The following is a 14,596-nucleotide window of genomic DNA, read 5'->3' as shown; positions in this document are numbered from 1 at the left end:
GGCGAACCACTATTTCGCCGGGCGGCAAAATTCACAGCATCCGGTTGAGCGCGCTGACCGCTGCCGCGACGACGTCGTCGGGCACGTTGCCGATGAAGAAGTCGAACCTGTCGGGCGAGATCGCGCGCACCTGCTCGATCATCGCCCAACTGGTCCTGGTTAGCCCAGTGCCCTTCCAGTCGATGCGGATATGCGAGGGATATCCACGCTCGCGGCTGGTCAGCGGCACCGCGAAGACGAGCCCCAGCTTCGATCGGTTGAACCGGTCGCTGCTGAGGATCATGGCTGGGCGGTCAAAGCCTTGCTCGCGGCCGACCGGATGGTGGTCGAACTGCGTGAACCAGATCTCACCTTGGGTTAGTTTCATTCTTCTCCTCGGGGAATGTGATCAGTCCCTCCCACTCGGGCGCGATCCGGCGGGAGCGTGGCCGTGGCCCCAACCAGGCCTCGCGCTCGGCGAGGTAGTCAGCCCAGCCCTCGGGGTCTTCGCGCTGGGTCCGCTCGACCTGCTCGTCGAGCGTTTCCCAGAACAGCTTCTGTTCGTAGTCGGCGATGGCGTCGTTCAGCACCTCGGTCATGGCTCGGCCCTCCTGTCGGGCGATTGCGGCTAGTCGGTCTCGGGTCTTGAAGCTGACGCGTATCGATGTCCCAGCAGCTTTAGATCTCATGGCCATGCTCCAGACACTACGTCGGCGTCGTGAGAAGGACGCTACACCCGCTTGGTCACTCTCGCGGCCGGAATGGCAACAGAGAGTAAAGGTGATTGACTCGCACCATGACTGATGTGGCGTTGGTGCTGATTATTGGCAGTTTGGCGGTCTTTGTCGGGGCGATTGTCCAAGGTGGCGTGGGTTTCGGCCTCGGGCTGGTCGCCGCTCCCGTGCTCACCATGCTCGCCCCCGACCTCATGCCGGGCACCATCCAGGTCGTCAACGTGACGCTCCCGCTGTTCACGCTGGCCGCCGAATGGCGGATGGTGGACTGGCGCGGGCTCGGGTTCGCGGTGCTGGGGAGGCTGCCCGGAAGCGTCATCGGTGCTGTCATCGTTGTCTACGTTTCCGCATACACCAGAGGCGTCTTCGTCGCCGTCATGGTGCTCATCGCGGTGGCCCTGACGGCCAGGGCGTTGAGCGTGCCGCGCAACGGGGTGACGCTTGCCTCCGCCGGGTTCGTCTCCGGGATCACGGGGACGGCGACGGGCATCGGCGGGCCGCCCATGGGGCTGGTGTACCAGCACGCCAAGGGGCCGCAGATCAGGGCGACGCTGGCGATGTTCTTCTTCCTGAGCGCCGCCCAGTCGCTGGTCATCCTCGCCGTCGTGGACGAGCTCCCGGCCCGGGCGCTGGCGACGGGGGCGATCCTGATCATGCCGATGGTGCTCGGCTTCCTGGTGTCGGGGCCGCTGCGGAGGTATCTCGACGGCGGCAAGGTGCGGGTGGCCGTGCTCGGGGTGGCCGCCGCCTCCGCCTTGGCGCTGATCGCGCAGAACGTGATCGCGCAGCTCGCCTGAGACCGTGAGGCTGTGAGCGGTGGATGGGGGATGTGACGGATTCAACTCGCCGGCCGCTTGACCTCGGCGCGGGCGGTGTGGACGGCCCTGTCCTCCGGGGCGGCGTCGCCGGCGAGCTGGGCGAGGTGGCAGGCCGGCCGGTATTCGCCGGCGCGTGACAGCTCCAGTGCGCGGTCGGCATGGTGGCCGGCTCGCGCCGGCCGGCCCACATCTCATCGGCCGGCTTGAGAATCGAGGAGGTCATGACGGGTCCTTCGCATCGTGGCACTGCCGCTCCCGGCCGACGAGCCTCCGCCCGCATCGATCTGAGCGACGGGACGTAACGGCGCAACTCATGGGTCATGAGGTTGCGTGATGCGTTCGAGCCATCGCCGCAGGAGGGCGGTCTCGGCCGGTTCGAGGGCCTCGGTCCCGACGAGATCGAGTTGCGCGTGAAGGCGTAGTGCGGCGGCGCGCACGGGGTCGGCGTCGTTGTGAGCGGTCGTTTCGGTGAGTACGTACGAAAATACGGCGTCTCGCATGCGGTGGGACAGTGCGGGGTCGTCGAACAGGGCCGGTCTGGAGATGTGGTCGAGGGCGGTCCCGACGTTCGCCGACAGGATGAGCTGAGCGGCGGTCCGCGGCGCGACCGTCAACGCGCCCGCCGCCGCGCACCGGGTGAGAGCCGCCACCAGCAGGTCCATCACGCGATCTCGCGCCGTTGAGTGGGACCACGGCCGGGGAGTGAACATGAGCTGGTAGAGGGCCGGGTTCTCCTTCGCGAACGCCATGTGACCGTCCCAGCCGGCGTGCAGATCGGCGACCGGGTCGTGCGTCTGCTCCTGAGCGGTCTTGATCGCGGCGTACCGCTCGTACCCGTGGTCGGCGACGGCGTCGAGAAGCCCGTGCTTGTCACCGAACAACCGGTAGAGCACGGGCTGGCTCACGCCGACCGCCTCGCAGACCGCGCGCGTGGCGATCTCGTGCTTAGCGGACGTCGCCAGTTGCCGCACCGCGGCTTCGATCATCGCCGTGCGAAGCGGGTCTGTCGCTGCCATGGAATCAATGCTACTGCCAGTCGATAGCAGTGATACGGATCTGTGCTACGGTCATTCCGTAGCGCCGATATGGAAAAACCGTATCGAAGATAAGGAGCTTCCGTGAGTGATCAGCATGTTGCCGTCGTCACCGGCGGCTCTCGCGGGATAGGCAAGGCGATCGCGATGGCGCTGGCGGCGCGAGGCTGCTCGGTCGCGGTGGGGTTCCAAGGGTCGGCCTCCGCCGCGGCGCAGGTGGTCGAGAAGATCACGGCGTCCGGCGGCCGGGCGATCCCGGTTCAGGCCGACGTGGCGGACGAGCGCGCCGTCGCGGCGATGTTCGACACGGTGGAGAAGGCCTTCGGCGGGGTCGATGTGGTCGTCAACTCGGCGGGGCGGCTGTCGCTGTCCCCCATCGCCGAACTCGACCTCGACGACCTGGACGCCCTGCACCGCACCAACATTCGCGGCGCCTTCGTCATGGCGCGGGAGGCCGCGCGTCGCGTGCGCGCCGGTGGCGCGATCGTCTCCCTTTCCACCTCCGTGGTCGGTCTGCAGTTCCCGAACTACGGGGCGTACGCCGCCGGCAAGGGGGCCGTCGAGGCGATGACGCTCGTGCTCGCCCGCGAGCTGCGAGGGCGGGACATCACGGTCAACGCGGTCGCGCCCGGCCCGACCGCCACCGAACTGTTCCTCGACGGCAAGGACGAGGCCACCGTCGAGCGGCTCGCCAAGCAGCCGCCGCTGGAGCGGCTCGGCACCCCCGAGGACATCGCCGAGGTCGTCGCCTTCCTGACGAGCCCGGCGGGGCACTGGGTCAACGGGCAGGTCGTACGCGCGAACGGCGGGATCATCTGACGACCGCCGCCCACCGCCTCCGTGCCGAGTTCTACCAACCCTCTGAATTCCCGCCACGAAAGGAAACCGGCATGCCGTTCGCCAACCTCAAGGTGCCCGCCGACACCCTGACCCCCGAGTCCAAGAAGAAGCTCATCGACGCCGTCACCGACGCCTACGCCGACGTCTACGGAGAACGAGCCCGCGCCACCACCCTGGTCCTCCTGGAGGAGGTTCCGGACGGCGGCTGGGGCCTGGGCGGCAATATCCTCACCGCTGAAATGCTCGGCCGAAGCTGACCCGTCCGGGGCCGGGCCGGGCATCCCACCCGGCCCGGCCCAGTCCCGAGGCCCGGCGGGACCGCCCCTTCCATGGCCGCCGGTCTTGCCGCTGCCCGCCCTCGACGACCTTCTCGCCGGCTTCGACGTCACGCTCACCGACGATCTGCTCGACCGGATCGACGGGATCGTCCCGCCCGGCACCGCGCTCGGTCACAGGACCGGAGCCCCCGAAGATTCCGGTGACGTTTCTGGATTGTTACCCGAAACAACAAACTCCCGGCCCACAGGGTCTTCCAAAGCAGGCCATCCCGGAATACGTTGCCGCAAACAACATTCATCCGGGCGCCTCCGGAAGAAAGGACCCTGCACCATGCGCAAGGGGATCCTCAGCCTGACCGCCGCGGCAGCCACGCTCGCCCTCGGTCTCACCGCCTGCGGGGGCAACAGCGGTCAGAACACGACGTCGACCTCGTCGACCGCGTCGGCCACGGCCTCAGCGGCGAAGGCCGGGAAGATCGGCGTCATCCTGCCGGACAGCAAGTCCTCGGCCCGGTGGGAGACGGCGGACCGCAAATACCTCGAAGAGGCGTTCAAGGCCGCCGGTGTCCAGTACGACATCCAGAACGCACAGAACGACAAGACGGCGTTCCAGACCATCGCCGACCAGATGATCACCAACGGCGCCACCGTCCTCATGATCGTGAACCTGGACAGCGGCAGCGGCAAGGCGGTCATCGACAAGGCCAAGTCCCAGGGCGTGGCCACGATCGACTACGACCGGCTGACGCTCGGCGGCGGCGCCGCCTACTACGTCAGTTTCGACAACACCAAGGTCGGCACCCTGCAGGGCGAGGGCCTGAGCAAGTGCCTGACCGACAAGAAGGCCGGCAAGCCCATCGTGGCCTACCTGAACGGCTCGCCGACGGACAACAACGCCACCCTGTTCAAGCAGGGGTACGACGGGGTGCTCAAGCCCAAGTTCGACTCCGGCGAGTACGTCAAGGGCCCCGACCAGGCCGTGCCCGACTGGGACAACACCCAGGCCGGCACGATCTTCGAGCAGATGCTCACCCAGCAGCCGAAGATCGCGGGCGTGCTGGCCGCGAACGACGGCCTCGGCAACGCCGCCATCACCGTGCTGAAGAAGCAGAACCTCAACGGCAAGGTGCCGGTAACCGGCCAGGACGCCACCGTCCAGGGCCTGCAGAACATCCTCGCCGGCGACCAGTGCATGACCGTCTACAAGGCCGTCAAGAAGGAGGCCGACGCCGGGGCCAAGCTCGCGGTGGCGCTGGCCAAGGGCGAGAAGCCCACGGCGAGCGGCAGCGTCAAGGACGTCGAGAGCGGTCAGGACGTCCCCTCCGAGCTCCTTGAGCCGCAGGCCATCTACCTCGACAACGTCAAGGACGTGGTGGCCGACGGTTACGTGACCAAGGAGGAACTGTGCACGGGTGACTTCGCCAAGAAGTGCACCGAGGCAGGTATTCAATAAGACCAAAGGGGGCGCGGCCGGACCGGTCGTGCCCCCTTTTAGGGAGCCCCATGACCCCCCTCCTTGAAGTGCGCGGGATCGACAAGAGCTTCGGCCCGGTGAAGGTGCTGCACAAGGTCGAGTTCGAGGCGTACGCCGGCGAGGTGACGGCCCTGGTCGGAGACAACGGCGCGGGCAAGTCGACCCTGGTCAAGTGCATCGGCGGCATCTATCCGATCGACGCCGGCGAGATCCTGTTCGACGGCCGGCAGGTGCACGTCCACAGCCCACGCGACGCGGGCGAGCTCGGGATCGAGATCGTGTACCAGGACCTGGCCCTGTGCGACAACCTCGACATCGTCCAGAACATGTTCCTCGGCAGGGAGCGCAAGAACGGGCTCCTGCTCGACGAGGACAGCATGGAGGAACTGGCCGAGAAGACCCTCAGCGGCCTGTCCGTACGCACGGTGAAGTCCATCCGGCAGCAGGTCTCCAGCCTGTCCGGCGGGCAGCGGCAGACCGTGGCCATCGCCAAGGCCGTGCTGTGGAACAGCAAGGTCGTCATCCTCGACGAGCCGACCGCGGCGCTGGGCGTGGCCCAGACCGCGCAGGTGCTGGAGCTGGTGCGCAGGCTGGCCGACACCGGCCTGGCCGTCGTGCTCATCTCGCACAACATGAACGACGTCTTCGCCGTCTCCGACCGGATCGCGGCGCTCTACCTCGGCAGGATGGCCGCCCAGGTCAAGACCGCCGACTTGACGCACGCCCAGGTCGTCGAACTGATCACCTCAGGCCGCAGCGGGGAACTCGGCCTCAAGAACGGGGTCACCCCATGAGCAAGGTCAAAGAACTCCCGGGCGAGGCCATCGTCGCCGCGACGCAGTCGCCGTCGATCGGCAACAGCTTCCTCGCCTACGTCGAGCGGGTACGCGGCGGCGACATGGGCGCGCTGCCCGCCGTGCTGGGGCTGGTCGTGCTCTGCACGGTCTTCGCCGTCGCCCGCCCCGCCTTCGTCACCTCGATCAACTTCGCCAACCTCTTCACCCAGGGCGCCGCGATCACGCTGATCGCGATGGGCCTGGTGTTCGTGCTGCTGCTCGGCGAGATCGACCTGTCCGCCGGCTTCGCCAGCGGCGTGTGCGCGGCGGTGCTGGCCGTCACGCTCACCAGCCTGGGCCTGCCCTGGTACGTGTGCGCGCTGGCCGCCATCGTCACCGGCGTGATCATCGGCACGGTGCTCGGCACGCTCGTCGCCAAGGTCGGGATCCCGTCGTTCGTGGTCACGCTGGCCGCCTTCCTCGCCTTCCAGGGCCTGGTCCTGGTGCTGGTCCAGGAGGGCACGAACATCTCCATCCGCGACAGCATGATCGTCGCCATCGCCAACAAGAACCTGCCGCCCTGGCTGGGCTGGGTGCTCTACGCGGCCAGCGTGGCGGTCTACGCCGCCGTCCAGCTCCTGCGGGCCAGGAAGCGCACCAAGCGCGGGCTGGTGGCCGACCCGATGTCGCTGATCGCCGCCCGCGTGGGCGCGCTGGCGGTGCTGGCCGGGCTCGCGGTCTACGTGCTCAACCTTGAGCGCAGCCGCAACCCGGCGCTGGTCTCGCTCACCGGCGTGCCGATCGTGGTGCCGATCATCCTGGTGCTGCTGGTCGCGTGGACGATGGTGCTGCGCCGTACCGCGTTCGGACGCCACATCTACGCGGTCGGCGGCAACACCGAGGCCGCGCGCCGGGCCGGCATCCCGGTCGACCGGATCAGGATCAGCGCGTTCGTGATCTGCTCCTCGATGGCCGCGATCGGCGGGATCGTGGCCGCGTCCAGGGCCAGCTCGGTCGACCCGAACACGGGCGGAAGCTCCGTCCTGCTGTACGCGGTCGGCGCGGCGGTCATCGGCGGCACGAGCCTGTTCGGCGGCAAGGGCAGGGTGCTGGACGCCGTGCTCGGCGGCGCCGTGGTGGCGGTCATCGAGAACGGCATGGGTCTGATGGGGTATGGGGCCAGTGTGAAGTACCTGGTCACGGGGTCCGTCCTGCTGCTCGCCGCGGGCGTCGACGCCCTGGCCCGCAAACGGGCGTCGGCCGCTGGTCTAAGGTGATCAGCGACTCTCAGCCCCCGAAGGAATACCAGACGATGCGTGCCGGCCCTTCCCAAGAGGACATCAGGCGCCACAATCTCGGCGCGCTGCTTCGCCATGTCCATCTGGGCGGGCCGATCTCGCGCGCCGAGCTGACCTCGAGGATGGGGCTCAACCGCAGCACGATCATGGCGCTGACCTCGGACCTCACCGCGGCCGGGCTGGTGCGCGAGGAGCTGCCCCGCGAGACGGGCCGCGCGGGACGGCCCTCGCTCGTGGTGCGGCCGGAGTCGGCCCGGGTCTACGTGTTCGCGTTCGACGTGGGCCCCGACCGGCTGGCGGTGGCCCGCGTGGGTCTGGGCGGGGTGATCCTCGACCGCCGTGAGACGACCCGCGAGCGCGGCAAGTTCGAGCTGGACGAGCTGACCGGGGTGCTGTCCGGCTTCGCCCGGCAGATGCGGCGCAAGACCAGGGACGACACCGTCTGCGTGGGCGCGGCGGCGGCCGTGTCCGGCGGCGTGCGCAAGGCCGACGGCGTGGTGCGGTTCTCGCCCAACCTGCTGGCCGAGGAGATCCCGTTCGGCGAGGAGCTGGGCCGCCGGCTCGGCCTCGGGCTGCCGGTCAGCGTGGGCAACGACGCCAACCTGGCCGCCCTCGCCGAGCACAGCCGTGGCGTCGGCGCCGCCGTCAGGGACCTCATCTACCTGCACGGCGACGTGGGCATCGGCGGCGGCATCATCGCGGGCGGCCATCTGCTCGGCGGCCACGACGGCTACGGCGGCGAGGTCGGCCACATGGTCGTCAACCCCGGCGGGCGCGCCTGCGGCTGCGGGTCCCACGGGTGCCTGGAGGCGGAGGTGGGGGAGCGGGCGCTGCTGGAGGCCGCGGGCCGCATCGGCCCCGGTCAGCACGGACGCGACGCGGTGCGCGCCGTGGTGGAGGCCGCCGACCGGGGCGACATCGAGGCGCAGGACGCGCTCAAGAAGGTCGGCGACTGGCTCGGCCTCGGCGTGGCCAACCTGGTCAACATCTTCAACCCCGAGATGGTCATCTTCGGGGGCATCCTCCGGGAGATCTACCTGGGGTCCGCCGCGCGGGTGCGTTCCCAGCTCGCGCTGCACGCGATGGCGCCGCAACGGGAGCGGCTGCGGCTGCGCACGGCGTCGCTCAAGGACGCCGCACCGCTGGTGGGCGCGGCCGAGCTGGCCTTCGCCAACGTCCTCGCCGACCCCCTGGAGGTCCTCGCCCGCGCCACCGCCTAGACCTCCGTCAGCCGACCTTCGACTTGGCGGCCGTCCAGGTGTTGCAGAAGCCCGTGGCCCCGCCGCGGTAGCCGCGCTCCTGCCAGAAGGCGAGGTTGCGGGGCTTGCCGTGGATCTCGCTCTCGTCGGCCCTGCGCACCGCGTCGATCCAGTCGTCCCACTCGATCCCCGGCCTGATCGACTTCAGCGTGGCGCTGTACAGGACGCCGGCGAAGCACTCGGCCTGCATCTCCAGCCGGTGGCTCAGCAGGGTCCGCGCGCTGCCGGACGCCTGCCAGGACAGCGCGTTCTGCGCGTCCAGCACCCCGATGAGCTGCTGCACGTGGTGTCCCCACTCGTGGGCGACGGAGTGCGCGATGTTCATCCTGAAGGGGTCGCGCAGGTCGTGCTTCATGATGCGGATGGCGATCGTGCGCTGCTCGGGGCAGTACTGCGCGCCGTTGCTGGTGATCTCCCCGCAGACGGAGTCGCTCCCCGTCGTGATCGTGACCTCGGGCGGCGCGTACGGCAGCCGGGCCTGCGCGAACCGCCCGGCCCAGAAGCGGTCGGCGCATCCGGCCATCGCCCGGTAGAACGTCTTGAGCGAGGCGACGCTGCCCGGACGGATCTCCGGGACCTCGCAGGTCTGCGCGACCACGTCCCCGCCCATCTCTCCCAGAAGGCCGGCCTGCGCGATACGCGACGCCGCCCAGGCCGGCCCAGAAAAATGCCCGGAGAACAGCAGGAGACCCGCGACCATGCCCGCTAAGAGGGATATGCGCACGATCGCGGATCTTAGAGGAGTTTTACGACACTTGGGACTTCGGAGCCTTCCAGGTGTTGCAGCCGCCGGCCGACTCGGTGTCGAAGCCGCGCTTGAGCCAGGCGCCGGTGTTCTTGGCGTTGCCGTGCGTCTTCTCGCCCCAGTTGTCGACCTTCACACCGAGGGCGGACAGGTCGAGGCCGGTGCCGCCGTTCCTGACCCAGTAGGTGAAGTCGGACTCCTGGCGGCCCAGCGAGTGCCAGACGCTGCCGGTGAACACGCCGGACAGGCACTCCGCCTGCAGTTCGAGCCGCCGGCTCTCGTCGAGCACCCGGGCCTCGTTCTTGCGGTTGTACGGCGTCAGGGCCTTGAACATGCCCGTCGTCTGCTGGATGTGGTGGCCGTATTCATGGGCCAGGACCAGCATCAGCATCAGGTCGTTCTGCTCCTCGACCAGGTTGGAGCTGGCGAAATAGGTGATCTTCTTGTTGGTCGAGCAGTAGAGCGCCTGCACGCCGCCCTCGGGGAATTTGCCGCACCCGGTCTGTGCGCCGGGCTTGGTGATCACCTGCATGGTGGGCTTGGTGAACTTGAAGCCCGCCTTCTTCACCTTGGGCTCCCAGGCGGCGTTGAGGCAGTCGAGCACGACGTTCAGGTAGCCCTTGACCTCCTCAAGGCTGCCGGACTGCACCTTCGGCTCCTCGCACGTGTCGAAGCCGAGCTTGCCCGTCTTGTAGATCGGGCTTTTCGCCAGTACAGGCTTGTATGCCGGCGCAGCGGTGGCCGCGTGGGCCGTTCCGGCGAAGAGCAGGCTCGCCATGGTGCCTGCCATAAGCGCCAATCGGGTGATACGCATGAGAAGGCACCCTATTGAATAGGGAGTTCCAGGTAAAGGAAGATTAAAGCGTGTTGCGGGCCGTGGCGGACCAGGTGTTGCACGCGCCCGGACCGCCGCGGTTGAAGCCCCGCGTCATCCAGGCCGCCTGCGTCGGGCCCTTGCCGTGGTCGTTCTGGGGCCAGCCCTTGGCGCCGTTCTTCCTGAACCAGTCGACCGTGTACGCCCAGTCGGCGTCGGTGACCAGTTCCGTTCCCTTCATCGTGCTCATGAACACCGACGAGAAGCACTCCGCCTGCAGTTCCGAATTGCGCGAGAGTTGCAGCCGCTTCGCCTTGCCCGCGACATTCCTGGCGGTCCAGTAGTAGTTCCAGATGCCGGAGATCTGCTGGACGTGGTGCCCGTACTCGTGGGCGATCAGGCGGGTGATGCCCAGCGGGAACGGGTTGCGCAGCTGGTCCCTGCTGATCATCAGGTACATCGTGCGGTCCGTGGAGCAGTAGACGCCGTCGGCGCCGGTGTTCCAGGTGCCGCAGGGGGTCCTGACCTTGGTGGTGATGATGCGCAGCCGCGGCTTGGCGAAGGGCAGCCCGGCTTTGCGGAACTGGGCGGCCCACGCCTTGTTGAGGCAGTTGGTCACGCGGGTCAGGAAGCGCCGGTACGCGGTCATGCTCCCGGCCGGCAGGTCGCCGGGCGCGCAGTTGACGTCGGCCAGGCGCCCGGTCCGGTACAGCGGGTTCGCCGTCGCCAGCGCCTGGCCGATCGAGGGCCCCTTCTTCGACTCGCTGGAGCCCTTGGCCGGCGGGGAGGAGAGCTGCTGGGCCGCCCCCTTCAGCGACTCCGACGAGGGGGTGGCCACGCCGGCCAGCACGAGCACCAAACCGGCCGCTGCCAGGGCAAGCGCCACCATGGCGACCGCCAGCGCCGCGAGTTTGCTTTTGGGGGCAGAGTTCATATGTTCCGAAAAACTATCCCAAGATCAGACATATGTGGGTGGATTTGACTCGATGGAGTCAGTGAGGCGGGAGCGAACTAGACTCGGGTCAACGGCGCACAAGAGCAGAGGGGAGTCGGATCCGTGAGCGGGTTGCTGGGCTCGATAGAGGGACCGCACGACGTCAAACGGCTCACTGTCGAGGAGCTGCCGCGGCTTGCGGGGGAGATCCGCGACCTGCTGGTCGACTCGTGCGCCAGGTTCGGCGGCCATCTGGGCCCCAACCTGGGAGTGGTCGAGCTCACCATCGCCATCCACCGGGTCTTCGACTCCCCGAACGACCCCGTCGTCTGGGACACCGGCCACCAGTCGTACGTGCATAAGGTCCTCACCGGACGGGCCTCCGGCTTCGAGGCGCTCAAGCAGGAGGGCGGTCTGTCGGGCTACCCGAGCCAGGCCGAGTCGGAGCACGACTTCGTGGAAAACTCCCACGCCTCGACCGCGCTGTCCTACGCCGACGGCCTGGCCAAGGCGTTCAAGCTGCGCGGCGAGCAGGACCGCACGGTCGTGGCGGTGATCGGCGACGGCGCGCTGACCGGCGGCATGGCCTGGGAGGCGCTCAACAACATCGCCGCCGGCAAGGACCTCCGGCTCGTGATCGTGGTCAACGACAACGGCCGCTCCTACTCGCCCACGATCGGCGGCCTGGCCTCCCACCTGTCCAACCTGCGGGTCAACCGCAGGTATGAGGACTTCCTCGACTACGTCAAGGACAAGTTGGGGAACGTTCCCGTGCTCTACGACGCCCTGCACGGCTTCAAGAAGGGCGTCAAGGACGTCCTGGCCCCGCAGGTGATGTTCGAGGACCTCGGGCTCAAATACGTCGGACCCATCGACGGCCACGACGAGCAGGCCATGGAGGCGGCGCTGCGCAAGGCCCGCGACTTCCGCGGCCCCGTCATCGTCCACGCCCTCACCCAGAAGGGCCGCGGCTACACGCCCGCGGAGAATCACGACGAGGACCAGTTCCACTCGCCCGGCGCCTTCGACCGGGCCACTGGCGCGGAGAAGCCCAAGCCGCGCATCTGGACCAACGTCTTCAGCGAGGAGCTCGTCCGGCTCGGCAAGGAGCGCGAGGACCTCGTCGCGATCACCGCGGCCATGCTCCACCCGACGGGCCTCAACGCCTTCGCCGACGCCTACCCCGAGCGCATCTACGACGTCGGCATCGCCGAGCAGCACGCGCTGACCAGCGCCGCCGGTCTCGCCCTCGGCGGCATGCACCCGGTCGTGGCCGTCTACGCCACGTTCCTCAACCGGGCCTTCGACCAGCTCCTCATGGACGTCGCGCTGCACCGGCTGCCCGTCACGGTGGTGCTCGACCGCGCGGGCGTCACGGGTGACGACGGCGCCAGCCACAACGGCATGTGGGACCTGTCGATCCTCCAGGTCGTCCCCGGGCTGCGGGTCGCGGTGCCGCGCGACGGCGACCGGCTGACCGAGCTGCTGCGCGAGGCCGTCGAGGTCACCGACGGCCCGACCGTGCTGCGCTTCCCCAAGGGCCCGGTCGCCGAGCCGGTCGAGCCGGTGGGCAAGCTGGGCGAGATGGACCTGCTGCGCGCCCCCAAGGGCGACCCCGACGTGCTGCTGGTCGGCGTGGGCCCGATGGCGCAGCTCTGCATGGACGCCGCGGTCCTGCTCGACGCCCAGGGGATCGGGGCCACCGTGGTCGACCCCCGCTGGGTCAAGCCGCTCGACGAGGCGCTCGTGCTGGCCGCGAGCGCCCACAAGCTGGTGGCCGTCGTCGAGGACAACGGCCGCGTGGGCGCCGTGGGCGACGCCGTGGCCCGCCTGCTGCGCGACGCCGACGTCGACGTGCCGGTGCGCACGTACGGCATCCCGCAGGAGTTCCTCGACCACGCCAAGCGGGCCGCGATCCTCGCCAGGATCGGCCTGACCGCGCAGGACCTCGCCCGGCAGATCACCGAGGCGGTCGCGAAGCGGACCTCCCACGAGGTGCCCGCCCGCCACTGAGCACCCGGCGCGGCGCGGCGGTGATCCCCGGCATGGCGATCACCGCCGCGTCGCGCTCCTATCCGGAAGGTGAGACTGGATCCCCACCACGCATGATCACTCAGGGCGTGGGAAGGATCACCGGGCGTGGACATCTTTCGCACGAAGAGTGTCGAGCAGTCGATCCGTGACACCGAGGATCCGGAGCATCAGCTGCGCAAACGCCTGACGGCCACCGACCTGACGGTCTTCGGCATCGGGGTGATCGTCGGCACCGGGATCTTCGTGCTCACGGGACAGGTCGCCAAGGAGGTGGCGGGCCCGGCGGTGGCGCTCTCGTTCGTCGTCGCGGGCATCGTCTGCGGCCTGGCGGCCCTGTGCTACGCCGAGTTCGCCTCCACGATCCCGGTCGCCGGCTCGGCCTACACCTTCGCCTTCGCCACCCTGGGCGAGTTCCCCGCCTGGGTGATCGGCTGGGACCTGACCCTGGAGCTGGCGCTGGCCGCGGCCGTGGTGGCGGTCGGCTGGTCGGGCTACTTCGCCTCGATGCTGACGTCGATCGGCATCCATCTGCCCGCCTCGATCGCGGGCGAGAACCCCGTCGTGAACGTGCCCGCCATCCTCATCGTCCTCCTCCTCACCGTGATCCTGGTGATCGGGATCAAGGTCTCCTCGCGGGTCAACCTCATCCTGGTGATCACGAAGATCACCGTCGTGCTGCTGGTCATCGTGGCCGGGCTGTTCTTCGTCAAGGGGGCCAACTACACGCCGTTCATCCCCGAGGCGGTGCCCACGCCGCGGGTGGAGGGGCTGAAGGCGCCGCTGATCCAGGTGCTGTTCGGCGTCACGCCGGTCGCGTTCGGCATGCTGGGCGTCTTCTCCGCCGCGGCGATCGTGTTCTTCGCGTTCATCGGCTTCGACATCGTGGCCACCGCCGCGGAGGAGACCATCCACCCGCAGCGCGACGTGCCGCGCGGCATCCTCGGCTCGCTGGCCATCTGCACGGCCCTGTACGTGGCCGTCTCGCTCGTCGTGGTCGGCATGCAGCGCTACGACCGGCTCAGCACCTCGGCGCCGCTGTCCGACGCGTTCGCCTCGGTCGGCTACGGCTGGCTGGCCACCATCATCAGCGTCGGCGCCATCGCCGGCCTGACCACCGTGGTGCTCGTGCTGCTGCTCGGCCAGACCCGGGTGCTCTTCGCGATGTGCCGCGACGGGCTGCTGCCGCGCCCGCTGGCCAAGGTCCACCCCCAGTTCGGCACGCCGGCCCGGCTCACGATCATCATCGGCGTGGTGACGATGGCGCTGGCCGGGTTCGTGTCGTTCGGCGAGCTGGCCGAGCTGGTGAACATCGGCACGCTCTTCGCGTTCGTGGTGGTCTCGATCGGGGTGGTCATTCTCCGGCGCACCCGGCCCGACCTGCCGAGGGCGTTCCGCGCGCCGTTCGTCCCGGTGCTGCCGGTCCTGTCGGTGCTGGCCTGCCTCTACCTCATGCTCAACCTGCCGGTGCAGACGTGGCTGAGGTTCGTGATCTGGATGATCGTCGGCGTCGTCATCTACTTCGTCTACGGCTACCGCCACAGCAGGACGGTCAAGGTCCGCGTCAAGAGCGGCGGCTGAG

Annotated in this window: 16 protein-coding genes; 9 read left to right on the top strand and 7 right to left on the bottom strand. The window is 68.8% G+C overall.

Going from position 1 to position 14,596, the window contains the following annotated elements; all coding sequences use genetic code 11:
* Positions 1 to 31 precede the first annotated feature (31 nt).
* Positions 32 to 367, bottom strand: a complete 336-nt coding sequence (locus ACWDRB_RS02780; RefSeq protein WP_449891591.1) for a type II toxin-antitoxin system PemK/MazF family toxin — start codon at positions 365 to 367, stop codon at positions 32 to 34.
* Positions 348 to 578, bottom strand: coding sequence for a hypothetical protein (locus ACWDRB_RS02775; protein ID WP_449891590.1), 231 nt, complete (start codon positions 576 to 578; stop codon positions 348 to 350). Before ACWDRB_RS02775 ends, ACWDRB_RS02780 begins: the two co-directional genes overlap by 20 nt.
* Positions 579 to 775: 197 nt before the next feature.
* Between ACWDRB_RS02775 and ACWDRB_RS02770 the strand changes: the two genes are divergently transcribed.
* Positions 776 to 1,510: a sulfite exporter TauE/SafE family protein gene (locus ACWDRB_RS02770; RefSeq protein WP_449891589.1), complete on the top strand. Its 735-nt coding sequence runs from the start codon at positions 776 to 778 to the stop codon at positions 1,508 to 1,510.
* A gap of 41 nt (positions 1,511 to 1,551) precedes the next feature.
* On the opposite strand, the gene ACWDRB_RS02765 is transcribed toward ACWDRB_RS02770, so the two are convergent.
* Together ACWDRB_RS02765 and ACWDRB_RS02760 are read right to left on the bottom strand one after the other, a co-directional pair.
* Entirely contained in the window at positions 1,552 to 1,719 is a 168-nt protein-coding gene (locus ACWDRB_RS02765) for a hypothetical protein (RefSeq protein ID WP_449891588.1), read from the bottom strand.
* 123 nt (positions 1,720 to 1,842) lie between these two features.
* Positions 1,843 to 2,547, bottom strand: coding sequence for a TetR/AcrR family transcriptional regulator (locus tag ACWDRB_RS02760; protein WP_449891587.1), 705 nt, complete (start codon positions 2,545 to 2,547; stop codon positions 1,843 to 1,845).
* 102 nt (positions 2,548 to 2,649) lie between these two features.
* Between ACWDRB_RS02760 and ACWDRB_RS02755 the strand changes: the two genes are divergently transcribed.
* From ACWDRB_RS02755 to ACWDRB_RS02730, 6 genes are all read left to right on the top strand, one after another.
* A complete protein-coding gene (locus ACWDRB_RS02755) occupies positions 2,650 to 3,384 on the top strand; it encodes an SDR family oxidoreductase (protein ID WP_449891585.1) in 735 nt (244 codons plus the stop codon).
* A 71-nt stretch (positions 3,385 to 3,455) separates the two neighbouring features.
* On the top strand, positions 3,456 to 3,662 hold the full coding sequence (locus ACWDRB_RS02750) for a 4-oxalocrotonate tautomerase family protein (RefSeq protein ID WP_350722797.1): 207 nt from the start codon (positions 3,456 to 3,458) through the stop codon (positions 3,660 to 3,662).
* Between the two features lie 352 nt (positions 3,663 to 4,014).
* Positions 4,015 to 5,136 carry a sugar ABC transporter substrate-binding protein gene (locus tag ACWDRB_RS02745; RefSeq protein ID WP_449891584.1) on the top strand — a complete coding sequence of 374 codons (1,122 nt, stop codon included), beginning with the start codon at positions 4,015 to 4,017 and terminating at the stop codon, positions 5,134 to 5,136.
* 50 nt (positions 5,137 to 5,186) lie between these two features.
* A complete protein-coding gene (locus ACWDRB_RS02740; RefSeq protein ID WP_350722794.1) occupies positions 5,187 to 5,951 on the top strand; it encodes an ATP-binding cassette domain-containing protein in 765 nt (254 codons plus the stop codon).
* On the top strand, positions 5,948 to 7,210 hold the full coding sequence (locus ACWDRB_RS02735; protein ID WP_363965870.1) for a sugar ABC transporter permease: 1,263 nt from the start codon (positions 5,948 to 5,950) through the stop codon (positions 7,208 to 7,210). Before ACWDRB_RS02740 ends, ACWDRB_RS02735 begins: the two co-directional genes overlap by 4 nt.
* 35 nt (positions 7,211 to 7,245) lie before the next feature.
* A complete protein-coding gene (locus ACWDRB_RS02730) occupies positions 7,246 to 8,451 on the top strand; it encodes an ROK family transcriptional regulator (RefSeq protein WP_350722790.1) in 1,206 nt (401 codons plus the stop codon).
* A gap of 7 nt (positions 8,452 to 8,458) precedes the next feature.
* Here ACWDRB_RS02730 and ACWDRB_RS02725 read toward each other — a convergent pair whose 3' ends face one another.
* Genes ACWDRB_RS02725 through ACWDRB_RS02715 form a run of 3 tightly spaced genes read right to left on the bottom strand, consistent with a single transcriptional unit; the run spans position 8,459 to position 10,983 of the window.
* The gene (locus ACWDRB_RS02725) at positions 8,459 to 9,214 is read right to left on the bottom strand and encodes a neutral zinc metallopeptidase (RefSeq protein WP_350722789.1); all 756 of its coding nucleotides are present in this window, start codon (positions 9,212 to 9,214) and stop codon (positions 8,459 to 8,461) included.
* Positions 9,215 to 9,236: 22 nt separating this feature from the next.
* Positions 9,237 to 10,049 (bottom strand): neutral zinc metallopeptidase, encoded by an 813-nt coding sequence (locus ACWDRB_RS02720; protein ID WP_449891583.1) that lies wholly within the window; start codon positions 10,047 to 10,049, stop codon positions 9,237 to 9,239.
* A 43-nt stretch (positions 10,050 to 10,092) separates the two neighbouring features.
* Positions 10,093 to 10,983 (bottom strand): neutral zinc metallopeptidase, encoded by an 891-nt coding sequence (locus ACWDRB_RS02715; protein ID WP_449891582.1) that lies wholly within the window; start codon positions 10,981 to 10,983, stop codon positions 10,093 to 10,095.
* A gap of 132 nt (positions 10,984 to 11,115) precedes the next feature.
* Here ACWDRB_RS02715 and dxs point away from each other — a divergent pair, with 132 nt between their 5' ends.
* Together dxs and ACWDRB_RS02705 are read left to right on the top strand one after the other, a co-directional pair.
* Positions 11,116 to 12,996: a 1-deoxy-D-xylulose-5-phosphate synthase gene (gene dxs, locus ACWDRB_RS02710; protein ID WP_350723235.1), complete on the top strand. Its 1,881-nt coding sequence runs from the start codon at positions 11,116 to 11,118 to the stop codon at positions 12,994 to 12,996.
* A gap of 126 nt (positions 12,997 to 13,122) precedes the next feature.
* A complete protein-coding gene (locus ACWDRB_RS02705; RefSeq protein ID WP_449891581.1) occupies positions 13,123 to 14,595 on the top strand; it encodes an amino acid permease in 1,473 nt (490 codons plus the stop codon).
* Position 14,596: the final 1 nt, after the last annotated feature.

The sequence above is a fragment of the Nonomuraea sp. NPDC003707 genome (genome assembly GCF_053587055.1).
Note: the sequence above shows the minus strand (reverse complement) of the source record. Positions and strands in the feature narration are given on the sequence as shown.